Origin of the sequence: Bhargavaea beijingensis (assembly GCF_900101985.1) — a bacterium.
In the GTDB taxonomy this organism is placed as follows: Bacteria; Bacillota; Bacilli; order Bacillales_A; family Planococcaceae; genus Bhargavaea; species Bhargavaea beijingensis.
This window is the reverse complement of sequence record NZ_FNAR01000004.1, coordinates 58708-77316: the sequence shown is the minus strand read 5'-3', so window position 1 is coordinate 77316 and position 18609 is coordinate 58708. Positions and strand designations below refer to the sequence as shown.

At 55.6% G+C, this 18609-nt stretch carries 21 protein-coding genes; 20 read left to right on the top strand and 1 reads right to left on the bottom strand.

The features are described from left to right. The first annotated feature begins 162 nt into the window (after window positions 1–162). From aroC to BLT01_RS04695, 14 genes are all read left to right on the top strand, one after another. Window positions 163–1344: a chorismate synthase gene (gene aroC / locus BLT01_RS04760; protein WP_092095140.1), complete on the top strand. Its 1182-nt coding sequence runs from the start codon at window positions 163–165 to the stop codon at window positions 1342–1344. A 2-nt stretch (window positions 1345–1346) separates the two neighbouring features. Beyond that, window positions 1347–2438: a 3-dehydroquinate synthase gene (gene aroB, locus BLT01_RS04755; protein ID WP_092095138.1), complete on the top strand. Its 1092-nt coding sequence runs from the start codon at window positions 1347–1349 to the stop codon at window positions 2436–2438. Continuing rightward, window positions 2438–2827, top strand: coding sequence for a chorismate mutase (aroH, locus tag BLT01_RS04750; RefSeq protein WP_092095419.1), 390 nt, complete (start codon window positions 2438–2440; stop codon window positions 2825–2827). The genes aroB and aroH overlap by 1 nt, the downstream gene beginning before the upstream one ends. Continuing rightward, window positions 2824–3927 (top strand): histidinol-phosphate transaminase, encoded by a 1104-nt coding sequence (gene hisC, locus BLT01_RS04745; protein ID WP_092095136.1) that lies wholly within the window; start codon window positions 2824–2826, stop codon window positions 3925–3927. The genes aroH and hisC overlap by 4 nt, the downstream gene beginning before the upstream one ends. Before the next feature lie 23 nt (window positions 3928–3950). Then, on the top strand, window positions 3951–5057 hold the full coding sequence (locus BLT01_RS04740) for a prephenate dehydrogenase (RefSeq protein WP_092095134.1): 1107 nt from the start codon (window positions 3951–3953) through the stop codon (window positions 5055–5057). A gap of 21 nt (window positions 5058–5078) precedes the next feature. Continuing rightward, window positions 5079–6371, top strand: coding sequence for a 3-phosphoshikimate 1-carboxyvinyltransferase (aroA, locus tag BLT01_RS04735; RefSeq protein ID WP_092095131.1), 1293 nt, complete (start codon window positions 5079–5081; stop codon window positions 6369–6371). A 246-nt stretch (window positions 6372–6617) separates the two neighbouring features. Beyond that, complete coding sequence (locus tag BLT01_RS04730; RefSeq protein ID WP_092095127.1) at window positions 6618–7871, top strand: tetratricopeptide repeat protein; 1254 nt, start codon at window positions 6618–6620, stop codon at window positions 7869–7871. 18 nt (window positions 7872–7889) lie between these two features. Continuing rightward, window positions 7890–8444 carry a ReoY family proteolytic degradation factor gene (locus BLT01_RS04725; RefSeq protein WP_092095125.1) on the top strand — a complete coding sequence of 185 codons (555 nt, stop codon included), beginning with the start codon at window positions 7890–7892 and terminating at the stop codon, window positions 8442–8444. 92 nt (window positions 8445–8536) lie between these two features. Beyond that, window positions 8537–8983, top strand: a complete 447-nt coding sequence (locus BLT01_RS04720) for a YpiF family protein (protein ID WP_092095123.1) — start codon at window positions 8537–8539, stop codon at window positions 8981–8983. Between the two features lie 150 nt (window positions 8984–9133). Continuing rightward, window positions 9134–9637 carry a QcrA and Rieske domain-containing protein gene (locus BLT01_RS04715; RefSeq protein ID WP_092095417.1) on the top strand — a complete coding sequence of 168 codons (504 nt, stop codon included), beginning with the start codon at window positions 9134–9136 and terminating at the stop codon, window positions 9635–9637. 23 nt (window positions 9638–9660) lie between these two features. Continuing rightward, complete coding sequence (qcrB, locus tag BLT01_RS04710; RefSeq protein ID WP_092095121.1) at window positions 9661–10335, top strand: menaquinol-cytochrome c reductase cytochrome b subunit; 675 nt, start codon at window positions 9661–9663, stop codon at window positions 10333–10335. Between the two features lie 40 nt (window positions 10336–10375). After that, window positions 10376–11158, top strand: coding sequence for a menaquinol-cytochrome c reductase cytochrome b/c subunit (locus tag BLT01_RS04705; protein ID WP_092095119.1), 783 nt, complete (start codon window positions 10376–10378; stop codon window positions 11156–11158). A gap of 54 nt (window positions 11159–11212) precedes the next feature. Then, window positions 11213–11833, top strand: a complete 621-nt coding sequence (gene lhaT / locus BLT01_RS04700) for a lipoprotein heptaprenylglyceryl N-acetyltransferase LhaT (RefSeq protein ID WP_092095117.1) — start codon at window positions 11213–11215, stop codon at window positions 11831–11833. Window positions 11834–11860: 27 nt separating this feature from the next. After that, the gene (locus tag BLT01_RS04695) at window positions 11861–12529 is read left to right on the top strand and encodes a zinc metallopeptidase (protein ID WP_092095115.1); all 669 of its coding nucleotides are present in this window, start codon (window positions 11861–11863) and stop codon (window positions 12527–12529) included. Window positions 12530–12615: 86 nt separating this feature from the next. On the opposite strand, the gene BLT01_RS04690 is transcribed toward BLT01_RS04695, so the two are convergent. After that, window positions 12616–13485, bottom strand: a complete 870-nt coding sequence (locus tag BLT01_RS04690) for a YitT family protein (RefSeq protein ID WP_092095113.1) — start codon at window positions 13483–13485, stop codon at window positions 12616–12618. 112 nt (window positions 13486–13597) lie between these two features. Between BLT01_RS04690 and BLT01_RS04685 the strand changes: the two genes are divergently transcribed. Genes BLT01_RS04685 through BLT01_RS04660 form a run of 6 tightly spaced genes read left to right on the top strand, consistent with a single transcriptional unit; the run spans window position 13598 to window position 18420 of the window. Next, entirely contained in the window at window positions 13598–13933 is a 336-nt protein-coding gene (locus BLT01_RS04685; protein ID WP_092095111.1) for a nucleotide pyrophosphohydrolase, read from the top strand. Next, complete coding sequence (dapB, locus tag BLT01_RS04680) at window positions 13930–14697, top strand: 4-hydroxy-tetrahydrodipicolinate reductase (protein ID WP_092095109.1); 768 nt, start codon at window positions 13930–13932, stop codon at window positions 14695–14697. Before BLT01_RS04685 ends, dapB begins: the two co-directional genes overlap by 4 nt. 13 nt (window positions 14698–14710) lie before the next feature. Next, window positions 14711–15127 (top strand): methylglyoxal synthase, encoded by a 417-nt coding sequence (mgsA, locus tag BLT01_RS04675; RefSeq protein ID WP_092095107.1) that lies wholly within the window; start codon window positions 14711–14713, stop codon window positions 15125–15127. Then, window positions 15124–16263, top strand: a complete 1140-nt coding sequence (gene bshA, locus BLT01_RS04670; RefSeq protein WP_092095105.1) for an N-acetyl-alpha-D-glucosaminyl L-malate synthase BshA — start codon at window positions 15124–15126, stop codon at window positions 16261–16263. The genes mgsA and bshA overlap by 4 nt, the downstream gene beginning before the upstream one ends. Continuing rightward, window positions 16260–17453 carry a CCA tRNA nucleotidyltransferase gene (locus BLT01_RS04665; RefSeq protein ID WP_176765044.1) on the top strand — a complete coding sequence of 398 codons (1194 nt, stop codon included), beginning with the start codon at window positions 16260–16262 and terminating at the stop codon, window positions 17451–17453. The genes bshA and BLT01_RS04665 overlap by 4 nt, the downstream gene beginning before the upstream one ends. Further along, a complete protein-coding gene (locus tag BLT01_RS04660) occupies window positions 17431–18420 on the top strand; it encodes a biotin--[acetyl-CoA-carboxylase] ligase (protein WP_092095101.1) in 990 nt (329 codons plus the stop codon). The genes BLT01_RS04665 and BLT01_RS04660 overlap by 23 nt, the downstream gene beginning before the upstream one ends. Window positions 18421–18609 lie beyond the last annotated feature (189 nt).

Genomic DNA, 18609 nt, shown 5'->3' with positions numbered 1-18609 from the left:
CATGCGGAAATCACCTGACTTCCTCATTTACAAAGAGAGCGTTTTCATTTCCGGGCAGGGGCTGAACCCTCGTCTTTTCTGAAAAAATCCGAATGATTCGGCGGTTGGGTTGTGTTATAGTGGTAAGAAAATTAAATGTATTTAAAGCCTGGGGGTAGCAAAATGAGATACTTGACAGCGGGTGAATCCCACGGTCCGCAGCTGACCGCGATTATAGAAGGACTGCCGTCCAATCTTGAGCTGACGGCGGAGGCCGTCAACCGTGACCTTGCAAGAAGGCAGGGCGGATACGGCCGCGGCCGGCGGATGCAGATCGAGAAAGACACCGTTGAGATCACGGCGGGGGTCCGTCACGGCAAGACGATCGGTGCCCCGGTTGCGCTGACCGTGACCAACGATGACTGGAAGCACTGGACGAAGATCATGGGCATCGAGCCGCTGCCGGAAGACGTCGACCCGGATGACATCAAGCGCCGTGTGACGCGTCCTCGTCCGGGACACGCCGACCTCGTGGGCGGGATGAAGTATGGCCACCGTGATCTCCGGAATGTGCTTGAACGCTCGTCAGCCCGGGAAACGACCATGCGAGTTGCGGTCGGTTCCGTAGCAAAAAGCTTTCTGAAGGCACTGGGCATCGAAGTGACGGCTCATGTGGCCGAAATTGGCGGCGTGAAGGCGGACATGACCCTCCGAAACGGCAAGACGGTCAACGAAATCCGCGAAATTGCGTCTGCCGATGACGTTTATTGCATCGACCCGGAAGCATCGGAAAAGATGAAGCAGGCCATCGATGATGCGAAGGCAGCGGGCAACTCGATCGGCGGGGTCGTGGAAGTCATTGTCGATGGCTGCCCTCCGGGAGTCGGCAGTTATGTTCAGTACGACCGAAAGCTGGATTCGAAAATTGCCGGAGCGATCGTTTCGATCAATGCATTCAAGGGCGTCGAATTCGGCCTCGGTTTTGAAATGGCACGGCTGCCGGGCAGTGAGGTGCATGATGAAATCGAATGGACAGAGGAGTCCGGCTACAGTCGCCGCACGAATAACCTCGGCGGTTTCGAAGGAGGCATGACAACCGGCATGCCGATCGTGGTCCGCGGTGTCATGAAGCCCATACCGACACTTTACAAGCCACTCGAAAGCGTAGATATTGATACGAAGGAGCCTTTCAAGGCAAGTATCGAACGCTCCGACAGCTGCGCGGTGCCGGCGGCGTCGGTCGTCGCCGAACATGTCGTCGCCTGGGAAGTTGCGAAAGCCATCTCCGAGACGTTCCATAGCGATACCATCGAAGGGCTCAAAAAGAACATCGGGGAATTTCTCGCTTACGCCCGGGAGTTCTGATAATGGAGACAGTCAAAGTAGAGACGAAGGACCGCAGCTACGATGTGGTGGTGGGACCAGGTGCGCTAAATGGGCTTGAAGGCCTTGTTGCCGATGCCGACAGGGTGGCCGTCATAGCGGACAAAAAGGTGGCCGGGCTTCATGGAGGCCGTCTGCGGGCAGTGCTCGATGAAGCGGGTGTGGATGCGGCCTGGATGGATGTCCCGTCAGGAGAATCCTGCAAGACACTTGAGTGGTTCGGGCGCACCCAGCAATTTCTTCTGGATGCGGGGTGCACAAGGAAATCTGTGATGATCGCTTTTGGCGGGGGCGCATGTGGTGACCTTGCCGGCTACGCAGCTGCCGCTTACATGCGGGGCATCCGGTTTGTCCAGTGTCCGACGACCATTCTGGCCCATGACAGTTCTGTCGGCGGCAAGACGGCGATCAACCTTCCCGGCGGCAAAAACATGACAGGCGCGTTTCATCAGCCGATCGGGGTCCTGTACGATACGGATCTTCTCCGGACATTGCCCGATGTGGAAGTGCGTTCCGGAATGGCGGAAGCGGTCAAGCATGTGCTGATTTCATCCAAGAAAGACGCTTTGGGACTGCTCCACACAATGGAACTTGCCGAGATGGGCGAAGAGGAGCTGATCCGCCTCATCGTCCGCGGCATCCGGGTCAAGGCGGATATCGTCGGCCGCGATGAGCGGGAGGGGTCTGTCCGCAAGTATCTCAATTTTGGCCATACCTATGGGCACGCGGTAGAGGCGGCCGCAGGTTACGGCGGAATCACACACGGTGAGGCCGTCATGACCGGAATGATTTATGCGCTGATCTTGAGCGAGCGGATAACGGGAGCCGGAAGAGAACTCACTGATGCCCTCCAGGCGTTTGCCGAAAAAAATGGTTATCCGCTAAAGGAAATTTCCTCACATCCGTTTGATGGGTTGCTTGGCTATATGAAAAAAGACAAAAAAGCTTCCTTTGGCGATCTCCATTTCGTCCTTTTGCCGGAAGCGGGCGCGCCTGAAGTGAGACGTGTCTCGGAAGGGGACTGCAAGGCAGCAGACAGGGAATACAGAATACGGACGGGGGTGGAACCGGAATGATGGTAAGGGGCATCCGCGGTGCGACATGCATCACGGTAGATGAGGAACAGCAGATTTTGCAGGAGACCGCCGCCCTGGCACTTGAAATGGCGGAGAAGAACGGGCTGGAACCGGAAGAAATCGTCTCGGTGATCATCTCGACCACGACGGATATTTCTTCCGGCTTCCCGGCAAAAGCGGTGAGGTCAATGGCTGGCTGGGAATATGTGCCGGTCATGTGCACCCACGAGATGGATGTGCCCGGCTCGCTGCCGCTCTGCATCCGGCTGCTGATGCATGCAAACACCACAAAGACGCAAAAGGAAATCAGGCATGTCTATAAAAACGAAGCTGTCCGCCTGCGACCGGATTTAACCGGAGCGGCTGCCGAAAAGGAGGAAGCAAGATGAAATGGAATCCTAGGCTGGAGGGTATGCGGGCGTACGAACCGGGCAAGACAATCGGAGAAGTAAAAAAAGAATTCGGCCTGAGCCGCATCGTGAAGCTCGCTTCAAACGAAAACCCGTTCGGCTGTTCCCCTGAAGTAAAGAAATTCATCACACAAGCAGGGCTTGAAACTGCGCTCTATCCGGATGGGTATGCAACAGAACTGCGTGAGGCTCTGTCGGACAAGCTCGGCGTCAGCCCAAGGCAACTCCTGTTCGGAGGAGGGTCGGATGAACTGATTGTCATTCTCTCCCGCGCGCTCCTGTCCGAAAGCAACAATACGGTCATGCCGTGGCCGTCATTTCCGCAGTATCGGCACAATGCCCGTATCCAGGGGGCGGAGATCAGAGAAGTCCCGCTTCGCAAAGACTTCAGCCATGACCTTGACGGCATGCTGAAAGCCATCGACGAAAACACTTCGCTCGTGTGGCTGTGCACGCCCAACAATCCGACAGGGGGCATCATCCCTCATGAGGAACTAAAAGCCTTTATCCGCAAGGTTCCCGAGCATGTGCTCGTCATCGTGGACAATGCTTACCATGAATTTGTGACTGACCGGGCATATGGAGATCCGCTTAACCTGGTCGAAGAATTTCCGAACGTCCTTGTGCTCCGGACATTCTCGAAAGCCTACGGACTCGCGGCATTCCGCGTCGGCTACGCGATCGGACGGGAAGAAGTGATTACAAAGCTGGATCCCGTGCGGCCGCCGTTCAACACGAACCTTTTGGGCCAACAGGCCGCTGCCCTTGCGCTCGCAGACCAGGCGTTTATCGGAAGCACCAACAAGCAAAACGAATCGGGCAAAGTGCAATACGCCCGCTTTGCGGAGAAGCATGGATTAAACTGCCCGCGTTCGGAAGCGAACTTCGTGCTAATGGAAGTGAGAGGAAGCGCAGACGCTGCAGCGGATGAACTGCTGAAGCGCGGATATATCGTACGGAGCGGCGACAAGCTCGGCACACCGGGATACCTGCGCATTACAGTCGGGACCCGTGAAGATAATGAAGGCCTGCTTGCCGCTCTTGAAGAAGTCCTTGCACAGAAAGTGTCCGAAGCGTAAGCAGTTGATGGGAGTGTTGGGATTTGTCTGAGTTAAAAGCTGCGATCATCGGCCTCGGTCTGATCGGGGGATCACTTGCCCTGGCGATCCAGCGCCACGGGAATGTTGCGGTCACAGGCTTTGATGCTGATCCGACGACATTACGTGAAGCGCAAACGCTTGGCGTGATCCATCATGCGGCCGGATCGGCAGCGGAGGCTGCCGAAGGCTGTGATTACATATTTTTTGCCACACCCGTCAATGAGACGGTGCGGATGCTGAAAGAGGCCGCTGCCCGCTGGAAACTGAAAGAAGGCGCCATCCTGTCCGATACGGGAAGCACGAAAACCTGGATCATGGAAGAGGCCCGGCAGCTCTCGGGGGGCAGGGCTTCCTTTATCGGCGGCCACCCGATGGCCGGCTCTCACAAGAGCGGCGTCCGCGCAGCCCGTGAGCACCTTTTCGAGAACGCCTATTATCTCCTGACGCCTGCCGGCCGTGAGGATGCTCCGGCTGTCAGGAAACTGGAATCTTTTTTGTCGGTGACAAAGGCGAAAACGGCGGTCGTCTCTGCAGAAGAGCATGACGCCATGACTGCCGTCGTCAGCCATTTTCCGCATGTGATCGCGGCCTCCCTCGTCCGCCGGCTCGAACAGGAGACGGAAGACATGCCGTTTACACGGGTATTGGCTGCAGGCGGGTTCCGTGACATTACGCGGATTGCTTCCTCCGACCCGATTATGTGGCGGGACATCACCTTGCAGAACAGGGATGAACTGATTGACCAGATGGACCTGTGGATCGAAGAGATGAACTGCGTCCGCGATATGATCGAGTCGGGAGACGCCGAATCGATCCAGGACTTCTACGGCGGAGCGAAAGCCTACCGGGATCAACTGCCGGCCAAATCTCAGGGTGCGCTTTATACGACGTTCGACCTCAACGTCAACATTCCGGACAGCCCGGGTGCGATTTCCGAAATCGCTGGCTATCTGGCAGAGGCCGGCATTTCGATCACGAATGTGCGCATCGTGGAATCCCGAGCGGATGTTTTCGGGATCATGGTCGTCAGTTTCCAGACAACAGAGGACAGGGAAAAGGGCCGCGTCCTGCTGAGCGACCGGACGAATTACGACATCTATATTTCCTAACAAGGCAGGAGGCCGGAATAAATGGACAAAATGACATTGAATGACCCGCAGGCACCTCTCCGCGGAACGATCGCCGTACCGGGGGACAAATCCATTTCGCACCGGGCGGTCATGTTCGGCGGAATGGCAAAGGGGCGCACGACCGTCTCCGGTTTCCTGCCGGGCGAGGATTGTCTGCGCACAATTGAATGCTTCCGCCTGCTTGGAGCGGATATTAGCCGCACTGGAACGGATCTGGTGATCGACAGCCCCGGCATTGACGGATGGCAGGAGCCAGCAGATATTCTTTACACCGGAAATTCAGGAACGACGACACGGCTGATGCTTGGTATCCTGGCCGGGTCCCGCGTGCATTCGGTCATTGCGGGGGATGAGTCAATCGCCCGACGGCCGATGAAAAGAGTGACCGGTCCGCTCCAACAGATGGGAGCGGACATCCGTGGCCGCAAGGGGGCCCAGTACACGCCGGTTTCGGTCCTCGGCGGACCGCTCCGCCCGATCGATTATGACATGCCCGTCGCCAGTGCCCAGGTGAAATCGGCCATTCTGTTTGCCGCAATGCGCGCGGAAGGCACTTCGGTCATCCGCGAGAAAGAAGTATCCCGTGATCATACGGAGCGGATGATGCAAAACTTCGGGATGCGGGTTCAGGCGGAAGAAGGCGTCATCACGCTGCAGGGCGGCCAGGAGCTCGTTCCCGTCCATGTTGACGTGCCGGGCGACATCTCGTCGGCGGCTTTCTTCCTCGCCGCGTCAGCGCTAGTTCCGGGCAGTGAAGTGGTGCTCGAGAACGTCGGTCTGAATCCTACGCGTACAGGTATGATAGACGTCCTGGAAGCGATGGGGACTGACTTCGGGGTGGACGTGTCCCGCTCGGATGATTCCGAGATTCGGGGAACGGTCACCATCCGTTCGTCTTCGTTGAAAGCGACCGAGATCGGCGGCGACCTGATTCCGCGCCTGATCGACGAAATCCCCATCATTGCCCTTTTGGCCACACAAGCAGAAGGGACGACCGTAATCCGTGACGCGGAAGAACTCCGTGTCAAGGAGACGGACCGCATCGCGGCCGTCGCGGAGGAATTGGGCAAACTCGGGGCGGACATCATCCCGACAGACGACGGGATGATCATCAACGGCCCGACGAAACTGTCGGGTGCCGTGCTGGACTCAAGAGGAGACCATCGCATCGGCATGATGGCTGCGGTCGCGGCGCTCATTACGGACGGTCCCGTGGAACTCCGGGGCCCCGGCTGCATCGCGATCTCCTATCCGGAATTTTTCGAACACCTGAACAACCTCCGCGGAAACTGAGCCCCTGGAGGCCTGCAACTATATGGCTGATAAAACGAACGGCCCGAGACTCCCCGGCAAATGCAGCGCACCTCTTTCGTGCAAAGCAAAATCGGGGAGGCTTTTCTGTGCAGGGGAAAGCGAGTGCCCGAAGCATAAATCAGCTACTGCACGTTCAGTCATCGTTGCAGGGGCTTTTTTCTTGTGAAGGAAGGCCTGCATCCAGTAGCATTGAAGTATGAAAAAGGCGGGGACGGGTGAATACTGATGGAGACAATTGAACAACTTCAACAATATATTCTGGAGGGCGAATTCAAGAAAGCGGAATCGCTTGCGCTTGAAATCGGAGCTTCTCCCGACATGGAGACGCGATACATGGCAGCAGGACTTCTTGCCGAGTATGGGTTCTTGCAGGAAGCGGACACGCTCTACGAAGACATGATTTCGCTGATGCCGGAAGAGGCACAACTGAAAATAGACCGGGCACAAGTGCTGATCGAGCTCGGAGAGGAAGACGACGCCCTTCTATTGCTGACGGCAGTAGGACCGCAGGACGAAGAGTACCCTCAGGCGCTCCTCGTTCTCGCAGACTACTATCAGATGGCCGGGCTGGCGGAAGCTGCACTGAGGAAAGTCGAGGAGGCCGAAACGATCCTTCCCGACGAACCTGCGGTGAAGTTCGCAAAAGCCGAGCTGCTGCTGGACGGAGGACGCTATGCAGAAGCGGGCAGGCTGTACAAGGAAGTCCGCCAGGCCACAGAGGAGATGGCGGGTGTCCGGCTTACCGACCGGATCGCCGAAGCCTATGCAGCCGGAGCAGCATTTGAAGAAGCCTTGCCATACTACGCGGAATCGCTTGAAGATGCGAGAACGCCCGATATGCTGTTCGGCTATGCCTATGCCGCTTATCAGAGCAAACAGTACGGTGAGGCCATCAAGACACTCGTTGAGCTGAAAGCGATGGATCCTGATTACTTTTCCGCCTATGCCCTGCTTGCCCAGGCACAGATGATGGAAGGGGAGGATGAAGCCGCCTATTCAACGCTTCGGGAAGGGCTTGCCCGGGATAAGTACGACAAGGAACTTTATTTGTCCGCAGGGAAGCTCGCGCTCAAAACCGGGCGTCCGGAAGAAGCGGAAAGCCACTTCAATGAGGCAGTTGCACTCGATCCCGAGTATATGGATGCACTCCATGCACTCATTTCCCTGTACAATCAACAGGAGCGGAACGAAGACATTATCGCGACAATCGGTGAGCTCAGGGAGGAAGGCCGCGACTGGCCGGCACTTTATCCATTCGCGGCAGCCGCACACGAGCGTGAAGAACAGTACAAAGAGGCATATGAATTTTACCGGCTTGCATATAATGATTTCAGGGAAGACCCGCAGTTCCTTGAGAAATTCGCCCTTTTCCTGCTGGATGAAGGAAAACGGGAAGAGGCCATCGAATTGATAAAGCAACTCGCCGTCCTCATGCCGGACGATCCGAGATGGTCTTCATTCCTGGAGACGGAAATGTAAGGGAAAGGAGGGGATGGTGTGACAGCGTCAGTCCCGGTCGCCGAGAAAAAGGAGTTTGTCAGGTGGTTTCTGAAAACCTACCATTTGAAACGGCGGGAGTGCGTTTGGATCCTGAATTATCTCCTGAGCCATGATCAGCTGCTGAACCATGTGCGTTTCGTCGATGAGGCGCACTACTGTCCGAGGGCGATGGTCATGTCCACAACCGACTCGGACGGCATCCCATTCCGTTTTTACAAAGGGAATCTGATGACTGCGGATGCGGAGAAGTCGTTCCATGACTTAAGGCTCCATCCGGAAGAGAACATGTACCTTCAGCTTAATTTCCCGAACCGGCATGCTTGTCCTGAATATGCGGCCGTGCTGGAGGACAATCCGTACGTACCGGAATACATCAAAATCAGCGACAAAGACCGCCTTGAAGCCGAACAGCTTCTTGAGGAAAGTGTTCTCGCTTTCCGGGAGGAACAGCTTCTCCGACAGATTGACGAAGCCCTCGACCAGAACGACAAAGACAAATTTTTCGCCCTCTCCAAGACGCTCCAATCAATCAAGGAGATCGGCTCCAAGTGACTTCATCTATCCTGATGAAGTCTTTTTCTTTTGCTTGTGTTAAAGTAAGAGGGCAGGAATGTTCGGATGGAAGTTTTAGGAGGCGTTTTTCTATGAACTGGACAGCGAATGACCTTGATCTTTATATGCAGCAGCAGGAATATATCGATACCGCCCTTATTCCTCTTGTCCATATCGGCGGCGGGGGCGCAATGAAGCAAAGTGCCTCCTCGGCGGAGTTTCTCATGAATCTTTCCGCATTCATCGAGCGGCAGTTCAAGGGGCGTGTCGTGCTGTTCCCGGCTTTCAGCTATACAGATGGCAATGACAAAAGCCGTCTTGCTTCCGAATGGGAAGCCTCAATTTCCGACATGCCGTTCAAGCATGTCTTCTACCTGACGACTGATCCATCCTGGTCCAGGGAGGGCATTATCGGCGATGCCATCTGGATTCCCTCCATCCCGCTTGAGAGCATGGATAAGAAATTGAAACAGTCCGTACTGGAGGATCAAGTGCGTCAGATCATCCCGGTTCTCACCGCACGATGGACAAGCGAATAAAGTCGACAAAAAAAGTTCACAATCTCCATGTACCGCCAAATGCTTTGTTGAATTTCGAATTTGATTGGGCTATCATAGATATGTCCTAGCTAAGCTATTCAGTAAAAGTTTGTCCGATGGACTGAACCTTTAGTAAGAGGGGGGAACATGATGAGCAATACTCGAGTTTCACGGCGCCAATTCCTGAACTACACATTGATGGGCGTCGGCGGATTCATGGCTTCCGGAATGCTCATGCCGATGATCCGTTTCGCTGTGGACCCTGTCCTCGAAGCCGGTGCTGCGGGAGATTACATTCCGACGAGCCAAAAGGTTAGCGAGCTGACAGAAGAACCTGTCCGCGTTGACTTCACGTACGATCAGGTTGACGGCTGGTACGAGTCCGAAGTGACAGGTACCGCATGGGTGTACAGGGAAGGCGACAAGGTGGTCGCGCTTTCGCCTGTGTGTAAGCACCTTGGCTGCACCGTCAACTGGGCCGGGGATTCGGAACACCCGAATCAGTTCTTCTGCCCGTGCCACGCAGGCCGCTACGAGAAGAACGGCCAAAACGTTCCGGGCACGCCACCGACCGGGCCGCTGGACGAATTTGATGTAAAAATCGAAGATGACCTGCTCTATCTCGGAGCCACAAAACCGAATACGTTAGTTTAATCTAGTTAGGGGGTAAGACAACCGTGCTGAACAAGATCTACGATTGGGTGGACGAGCGGTTGGACATCACGCCGATCTGGCGCGATATCGCCGACCATGAAGTACCTGAGCACGTAAACCCTGCGCATCACTTTTCTGCATTCATTTATTGCTTCGGGGGCCTGACATTCTTCGTCACGGTCATCCAGATCCTGTCCGGGATGTTCCTCACCATGTACTACACGCCGGACATCGAAAATGCATGGAGATCCGTTTACTATCTTCAGAACGAAGTGGCATTCGGTGAGATTGTGCGCGGTATGCACCACTGGGGAGCCTCTCTTGTCATTGTCATGATGTTCCTCCATACTCTTCGGGTATTCTTCACAGGCTCCTATAAGAAGCCGCGTGAGCTGAACTGGATGGTCGGTGTCCTGATCTTCATCGTCATGCTCGGACTCGGCTTTACAGGATACCTTCTTCCATGGGACATGAAAGCCCTGTTCGCTACAAAGGTCGGCATCGAGATTGCCGCTTCCGTACCGTTCATCGGGGAATGGATCAAGATCCTCCTTGCCGGGGACGCCACGATCCTTGGTGCGCAGACACTGACACGCTTCTTCGCGATTCATGTCTTCTTCCTGCCGGCTGCTCTTCTCGGACTGCTCGCAGCGCACTTTATCATGATCCGGAGACAAGGTATTTCCGGTCCGTTGTAAAATTGGCGGACACTAAGATCCTTATAGAGGAGGGGACACTATGCATCGCGGTAAAGGGATGAAATTTGTCGGGGATTCCCGTATCCGTTCTTACGAGAAGAACCGGATCCCTAAAGACTATTCAGAGTATCCAGGCAAGACGGAGGCGTTCTGGCCGAACTTCCTTCTGAAAGAATGGATCATCGGCGCCATCTTCCTTGTCGGTTACCTGATTCTAACGGTCGCGCATCCGTCGCCGCTCGAGCGGCAGGCCGACCCAACAGACACCGGGTACATCCCGCTGCCTGACTGGTACTTCCTACAGATGTATCAGCTTCTGAAATATGAATTTGCTTCCGGCCCGTATAACATTGTCGGCGCCATCATCATTCCGGGCCTTGCAATCGGAGCGCTCCTGCTTATGCCATTCTTGGATACATCCAAGGAACGCCGTCCGTTCAAGCGTCCGCTGCCTACAGCTTTCATGCTTCTCACACTGTTTGCGATGATTTACCTTACATGGGAATCCGTCGTCAACCATGACTGGGATGCCGCTAAAGCACAAGGTGAAATCGTTGAAGAGGCTGAGTTCGACACATCCGATCCGGGCTATGAAATCTACATGGGCCAATCATGTGTCACCTGCCATGGCGAGAACTTCGAAGGGACTCCTGCCGGGGTTCCGCTAACAGGTACAGGCCACACACCTGAAGAAGTTGCGGATATCGCCGTCAACGGTATCGTGAAAGACGGCCAGCAGGTCATGCCGGCTGACGCATTCGAAGGCAGTGAAGAAGAGCTCCAGCAGCTTGCCGAGTTCCTCTCGACTGTCACCCAGCAATAATTCCGGAAGAAAGAGCCAGGGAACTGGCTCTTTTTTCTTACCCGGAGGTTAGTCATGCAATCCGTGATCCCGTACATCCGCGCGGTCCTGGAAGACCGGCGTTTCCTGATCCTGTTATTCTTCATCAATCTCGGCGGCACGATCTACGGCTATATCTGGTATGAGTCCCAGCTAAGGGTGACCGAACCGATTTTCCTCCTGTTTGTACCGGACAGCCCGACAGCCAGTTTGTTCTTCACGCTGGCCATTGCCGCCTGGATCTGGGGGAGGCACTGGAAGCTGATCGAGGCGCTTGCGCTGATCACTCTTGTCAAATACGGCTTGTGGGCAGTCGCCATGAATATTTGGACGCTTGTTGAGGCCGGAACCATTGGTGTCACCGGCTGGATGCTCGTCGCTTCACACTTTCTGATGGCTGTACAGGCGGTTCTTTATTTGCCGAAGTACGCGTTCGGTATCTGGCATATCGCCATTGCCGCCGTCTGGACACTGCACAATGATGTCATCGACTATGTTTTCGGGCAGATGCCGATCTACGGACGGATTATGGAGCACATCCGCATCATCGGGTACTTCACGTTCTGGCTGTCAATCGCCTGCATTGCCCTCGCAATATATGCCTGGCGCCGCCGGAACGTTTCAGTTGCGGCAAAAGCCCCCGAGCCGGTAAAATAATGAGAGAGACAAAAGGGAGGAAGACGAATGTTCCTGATCTACCTGATCATCATCATTGCACTGCCCCTCTATTCGCAGTTCAAAGTCAAAAACACGTATAACAAGTATTCACGAGTCCGCTCCACATCCGGCTTGACCGGTGCTGAAGTGGCACGGATGATTCTTGACCGCAACGGCTTGGACAATGTCAAAGTCGTCGAAACACAAGGTGTCCTGTCAGACCACTATAACCCCCTGACCAAGACGGTCGCGCTTTCGTCGGACAACTACCATCATGCATCCGTCGCCGGCACAGCAGTTGCGGCGCACGAAGTCGGCCATGCTATCCAGGATGCGCATGACTATGCGTTCCTCCGCTTCCGTCACCGGCTGGCACCGGTCGCAAACATCACATCGAATGCGTCGTGGATCTTCATCATGGCCGGCCTGTTCTTCTCCAGCATGAACAATCTGCTCGGTATCGGGATCGTGCTCATGGCAGTCGGTGTCCTTTTCCAGGTTGTGACGCTTCCGGTCGAATTCAACGCATCAAGCCGTGCAATGAACCAGATCGTCGAACTCGGAATCATCCGGAACGAAGAAGAGCCTCATGCACGGAAGGTGCTCAGCGCAGCCGCACTCACTTATGTTGCAGCCGCAGCCGTTGCCGTCCTTGAACTCCTCCGTCTGGTTTTGATTTTCCAGAACCGCGAATAAACGCATGCAAAACACCCCGGCATTCCAATTAGGAGTGCCGGGGTGTTTTTAGTCCGATTCTGATTGATGCGCAGGAATGCAGGACATCAGTCAAGCGGCTTTTTTTCCTCATCCAGCGTGAAGCCTTCGCCCATGACATCATGCACGTCCGTCACGGAGACGAATGCAGACGGATCCACGCTGTTGATGATATTCTTAAGCCTGACGATCTCGTTTTTGCCGACGACGCAATACAGAACTTCGCGTTCCTGTTTCGTATAGTGGCCGCGCCCTTTCAACACGGTGACACCCCGGTCCATCTCCAGCGTGATTTTATCCGCGATCTCATCCTGCCATTCGGAGATGATCCAGGCGCCCCGTCCGGAGTACGCGCCTTCCTGCACAAAATCGATGACCCTGGCGCCGACATAGACCGCGACCAGTGTGTACATCATTTTCGGCATGGTCAGATAGGTCGCCCATGACAGAAGGATGACCACGGCATCGAAGATGAACATCGTGCGGCCCATGCTCCAGCCGTAATACTTGTTCGCCAGGCGGGCGATGATATCGACCCCTCCGGTCGTTCCGCCGAACCGGAAGATGATCCCGAGCCCGATTCCGATAAACACCCCGGCAAACAGGGAAACGAGGAGGAGGTCGTCCTCCATGTGGATGCTATATTGATACGTCGTGAAGAGCCGGAGAAAGACCGAAACCGCGACGGTCCCGACTACCGTATAGACGAACGTTTTTCTGCCGAGCAGCTTCCAGCCGACAAAGAACATCGGCACGTTCAGGACCAGGTTCATGATAGCCGGGTCCAGATCAAAAACAAACAGCAGGATGAGTGTCAGGCCGGTGAAACCGCCTTCCGCCAGTTCATGCTGGATATTGAAATGGACAAGGCCGAAGCTGAAGATGGCCGCACCCACTATAATCATGATCAGGTTTTTAATTTTGATTCCGCGCAACAATCACATCACCCCTCCGAACAAGTCTTCACCCCATATCAAGTATCCTGTATTCAATTAGTTTTGACAATAGAGCAGGGGATTATATACGATTGACAAAGGAGTGATCTGAGAAATGAAAGAACCCCGTACAATGAAGGACATGCAACAAGAAGTGGATCGTTACATATCCCAGTTTAAGGAGGGCTATTTCCCGCCGATGGAGATGCTTGCCAGGCTGACTGAAGAACTGGGCGAGCTGTCGAGGGAAGTGCAGCATGTGCACGGCACGAAAAAGAAAAAGCCCGGGGAAGCGGAGAAGTCCCTTGAGGAGGAGACGGGTGACCTTTTATTCGTCCTCGTCTGTTTTGCCAATGCGAACGGAATCGACCTTGACCGGGCACTGGCCAGGGTCATGGAGAAGTTCAACCGCCGTGACAGTGGACGCTGGACAAAAATTGGGGAGGAATGACGATGATCCGTGTGGCAGTAGCAGGGCCCCGGGGGCGCATGGGCGCGCTCGCGGTCGAGGCGATGATCACCGGCCGGGAATTTTTGCTCGTCGGTGTCCTGGACAGGAAAATGGCAGAAAGAGCGAATACGCTGGGGGGGGCCGTGCCGATCTATACGGATATGTTCACGCTCGCCGATGAGGCGAAGCCGGATGTGCTGGTCGAATTGACCAACCACGAATCCGTTTATCCGAATACACGTGACGCCATTCTGCACGGGATCCGCCCGGTAGTCGGGACGAGCGGGCTGACAGAGGAGCAAATCGGGAAACTCGACATACTCTCCAGGAAGCACGGAGTCGGTTGTATCCTTGCCCCCAATTTCTCAATCGGCGCGGCCCTCCTGATGAAGTTCGCCTCGATGGCGGTCAGCTATATGCCGGACGCGGAAATCATTGAGCTTCATCATGACGGCAAGAAAGATTATCCGTCGGGCACCGCGGCACTGACCGCAAGGATGATGGAGGAAGCGTCCGGAGACAGCGGAGCCCGAGAAAAGGGGGCCGGGCGGGGTACAGACGTCTCCGGAATCCCGATTCACAGCGTCCGCCTGCCGGGCCTGCTTTCCCATCAGGAAGTGCTTTTTGGCGGCGAGGGGCAACTGCTCACTCTCCGGCATGATTCATTCAGCAGGCAGTCTTACGTGTCCGGTATGGTGCTCGCCGTAAAAGAAGTCATGAACAGGGATTGCCTCATAAACGGGTTAGATAAAATCATCGGGTAACAGGAGGGTTTGAATGAATATTGCACTGATCGCGCACGACAGGAAGAAAGATGACCTGATCCAATTTGTCATCGCCTACCTGCCCATATTCAAGGAACATGCTTTGTTTGCGACCGGTACGACGGGCAAGCTGGTCGCGAAGGCGACTGGGCTGGACGTTCATCGGTTCAAGTCCGGGCCGCTCGGTGGCGACCAGCAGATCGGGGCAATGGTGGCGGAAAACCGCCTCGACCTCGTCATCTTCTTTCGCGATCCGCTCACCGCGCAGCCCCATGAGCCTGATGTGTCGGCGCTTCTCCGCTTGTCGGATGTGTACAAGGTGCCGCTTGCCACGAATATGGGCACAGCAGAAGTACTTTTGCGAGGCTTGTCGGAGGACCATCTCGACTGGCGGCTCAACAAGAATCCGGAAGGCGGTGACCTGACATGAGAAAACTCAGGATCGGCATCACCTGCTATCCGTCACTCGGCGGATCGGGAGTTGTCGCAACCGAGCTCGGCATCCTTTTGGCGGAGCGGGGCCACGACGTGCATTTCATCACCTCCGGCCGCCCGTTCCGTCTTTACATGGACCAGCCGAATATCACCGTGCATGAAGTGGAAGTCGGCTCTTACGCTGTTTTCAAGTTCACGCCCTATGATATCGCGCTTGCCAATAAAATATCGGAAGTCATCGTCGACGAAGATCTCGACATCCTGCATGCCCACTATGCCGTCCCGCATGCCATCTGCTCGGCGCTGGGACGCGACATGGCGGGTGTACAAATTCCGATCATCACGACGCTCCACGGGACAGATGTGACCATTCTCGGCCACGACCGGACACTTTCCGGAACTGTCAAATACGGGATCAATAAATCCGATATGACGACCGCTGTCTCTCATTCTCTCAAGGAAGAGACTTATGAACTGATCCGGCCGGCTAAGGAAATCCGGACCATCTACAACTTTATAGATGAGCGGCATTACCGTCCCGTCAATGCGCACCACATGAAGGCGGGCCTTGGTCTCGCCGAGTCGGACAAGATCGTCATCCACGTATCGAATTTCCGCAAGGTCAAGCGTATCGAGGATGTCGTCAGGAGTTTTGCCATCATTAACAGGGAAGTACCGTCCAAGCTGCTCCTTGTCGGAGACGGGCCGGAAGTCGAGTCGATCCATACGCTTGTCTCGGAGGAAGGGCTCGGGACTGAAGTGCTCTTCCTCGGTAAGCGCGATGACTTGCCCGACCTGTTTTCAATCAGCGACCTGAACATGCTCGTATCCGAAAAAGAAGCGTTCGGTCTTGTCCTCATCGAAGCGATGGCGTGCGGCGTTCCGTGCGTCGGCTCAGACATCGGCGGGATTCCGGAAGTGATCGAAGACGGAAAAAATGGATTTATCCGCCCGCTCGGTGATATCGAGGGCTATGCTGAGGCGGCAATCCGCATCCTGAAAGACCCCGAACTTGCTTCGAGGTTCTCTAAGGAAGCGATCCGGTCGGTACGGGAGCGATTCAGCTCGGAGCGCATCGTCATGGAATACGAGTCGGCTTACTACGAACTGCTGGAGCGGAAGGAACCTTGACGGAGAAGCACTGGCAGTCAGCATTTGAAATTGTTGGGCGCCTCAGGGAAGCCGGTTTTGAGGCGGTCATTGTCGGCGGTGCGGTCCGTGACCGGCTGATGGGACTTCCGGCACATGATGTGGATGTCGCGACGGCAGCATTGCCGGAAGAGGTCAAGGCGATTTTTCCGAAAACGGCTGACGTCGGAATCGCCCATGGCACAGTGATGGTGCTCGATCCGGCGCCGCCGGTGGAGGTGACTACCTACCGGACGGAAGGCACCTATACCGACCACCGTCGGCCCGACCATGTGGAATATGTCACTTCGCTGAAAGAGGACCTCCGCCGCAGGGATTTTACGATGAATGCCATCGCAATCCGCGGGGACGGCTCGCTCTACGATCCATTCCGCGGGGAAGAAGACATCATGCGGGGCATCATCCGTGCAGTGGGCAAGCCGGACGAGCGGTTTGCTGAAGATGCGCTCAGGATGCTGCGTGCGGTAAGGTTTGCAGCGAAAACCGGTTTTGAAATTGAAGCCGGAACAAAAGCCGCCATCTCCAGGCATGCCGGGAGCATCCGCCATGTGTCCGTGGAACGCGTCAAAATGGAAATGGACAAAATCTGGACAAGCGGACGGGCGGGCCTGGCGGTACAGCTGATGGCAGAGACAGGTCTTGCGCGACACCTTCCGCTTATGGACCGGGCATTTTCAGGCGAGACACTGGGCACTTGGGAAAAATTCGACAAACCGGAGCGGACAGTCGAAGGCTGGGCGCTGCTCTGCTTCCTGGCCGGGGAGCCGGATGGGAACCCATATAAACTATCGAACTCCGAAAAGCGGTCGGTCAGGGACATTCTGGCCGCCTTCAGAATTGGACGGGAGCGCCCGTACAGCCGGATGGATGCTTACCGGCTTCCGGAAACCGCGCTTATTGCAGGCGCCCGTTTGGCCAATATGACGGGAGAGGCTTCCGTATCAGCTGAACCCGGGGCGATCAGCAGGCTGAAAAACAGTCTTCCGATTTCTTCCCTGAAGGATCTGGCCATCACCGGCAACGATCTGATCAAATGGTGCGGCAAAAAAGGCGGGCCCTGGGTGAAGGAGTGGCTGGCGAATATCGAGGAAGCGGTCGTCACCGGGCATCTGGATAATAACCGGGAAGACATAAAAGGATGGTTTTTAAATGGAATCGAAAGTGAAGGATAAAGACAGTTTACTGAGGCGGCTCATGGAAGCCGGCGGAGAACCGGTTTCGGGACAGATGCTGGCGGATGAGGCCGGTGTTTCCAGAACGGCCATCTGGAAGTGGGTGCGTGAACTGGAGGAGGAAGGTTATACCGTCCGGTCCGTCCGGAAAAAGGGGTATGTGCTGGAAGCCATGCCAGACCTGCTGACGCCCGCGCTGATCAGGAGGCATCTTAAAGATGATCCGTTTGTCAGCGACATCATCCACTATGAATCCGTCGGTTCGACGATGCCGATTGCCCATAGGGAAGCACAAAACGGTGCTTCCGGTGGAACGGTGATCGTCGCGGAAGAACAGACGGAGGGACGCGGGCGGCTCGCCCGTCCGTGGTCTTCCACTGCCGGCAAGGGAATCTGGATGAGCGTTATCCTGAAACCCGACATCCCGCCGCACCGGGCGCCCCAGTTCACCCTGATCGCCGCCGTCTCCATCTGCCGGGCGATCCGCGAGACGGCCGGGGTGGAAGCGCGTATCAAGTGGCCGAATGACTTGCTGATCGGCGGCCGGAAGGTGACCGGCATCCTGACCGAGCTTCAGGCCGACCCCGACCGTGTCCAGGCAATCATCATCGGCATCGGCATCAACGTCAACCAGGAAACCGAAGACTTCCCTGAAGAACTTGCGGATATCGCAACTTCAGTCAGGATCCAATCCGGACATCGGATTGACCGTGCGGCACTTGCAGCCGCTGTACTGCGGAATATCGGCTTTTATTCGAAAATCTATCTTGAAGAGGGGTTTGCGCCCATCAAGACGCTTTGGGAGGAAAACTCCGACACGATCGGCCGGAAAGTGAACGCAGTCATGATGCGGGAAACGGTCACCGGAACGGCCATCGGCATCACAGAAGAAGGCGTTCTTGAAATCCGTACGGAAGATGGCGCTATCCGAGGCATTTATTCGGCGGACATCGAGCCGGCAGAATAACCGCTTGCGCCCCGAAACCGCTTTCTGCTATATTGAAGGCGGAGAAGGGCGGTATCGTAACCGAACTGCACCTGAAACAAAGCTGAACGACCGGACAAGCGAACCCGTTCCCGAGCGGCACGGGTCGCCACTACACTTGATCCGCCTTGATCCGAAAAGACAGGGACGGAGAAGACCGGAATGATTATT

Coding starts and splice junctions, on each gene's coding strand:
- aroH (WP_092095419.1), top strand. CDS start 2,438: ATGGTAAGGGGCATCCGCGGTGCGACATGCATCACGGTAGATGAGGAA.
- mgsA (WP_092095107.1), top strand. CDS start 14,711: ATGAATATTGCACTGATCGCGCACGACAGGAAGAAAGATGACCTGATC.
- aroC (WP_092095140.1), top strand. CDS start 163: ATGAGATACTTGACAGCGGGTGAATCCCACGGTCCGCAGCTGACCGCG.
- BLT01_RS04695 (WP_092095115.1), top strand. CDS start 11,861: ATGTTCCTGATCTACCTGATCATCATCATTGCACTGCCCCTCTATTCG.
- hisC (WP_092095136.1), top strand. CDS start 2,824: ATGAAATGGAATCCTAGGCTGGAGGGTATGCGGGCGTACGAACCGGGC.
- lhaT (WP_092095117.1), top strand. CDS start 11,213: ATGCAATCCGTGATCCCGTACATCCGCGCGGTCCTGGAAGACCGGCGT.
- BLT01_RS04705 (WP_092095119.1), top strand. CDS start 10,376: ATGCATCGCGGTAAAGGGATGAAATTTGTCGGGGATTCCCGTATCCGT.
- bshA (WP_092095105.1), top strand. CDS start 15,124: ATGAGAAAACTCAGGATCGGCATCACCTGCTATCCGTCACTCGGCGGA.
- BLT01_RS04730 (WP_092095127.1), top strand. CDS start 6,618: ATGGAGACAATTGAACAACTTCAACAATATATTCTGGAGGGCGAATTC.
- aroB (WP_092095138.1), top strand. CDS start 1,347: ATGGAGACAGTCAAAGTAGAGACGAAGGACCGCAGCTACGATGTGGTG.
- aroA (WP_092095131.1), top strand. CDS start 5,079: ATGGACAAAATGACATTGAATGACCCGCAGGCACCTCTCCGCGGAACG.
- BLT01_RS04685 (WP_092095111.1), top strand. CDS start 13,598: ATGAAAGAACCCCGTACAATGAAGGACATGCAACAAGAAGTGGATCGT.
- dapB (WP_092095109.1), top strand. CDS start 13,930: ATGACGATGATCCGTGTGGCAGTAGCAGGGCCCCGGGGGCGCATGGGC.
- BLT01_RS04715 (WP_092095417.1), top strand. CDS start 9,134: ATGAGCAATACTCGAGTTTCACGGCGCCAATTCCTGAACTACACATTG.
- BLT01_RS04660 (WP_092095101.1), top strand. CDS start 17,431: ATGGAATCGAAAGTGAAGGATAAAGACAGTTTACTGAGGCGGCTCATG.
- BLT01_RS04720 (WP_092095123.1), top strand. CDS start 8,537: ATGAACTGGACAGCGAATGACCTTGATCTTTATATGCAGCAGCAGGAA.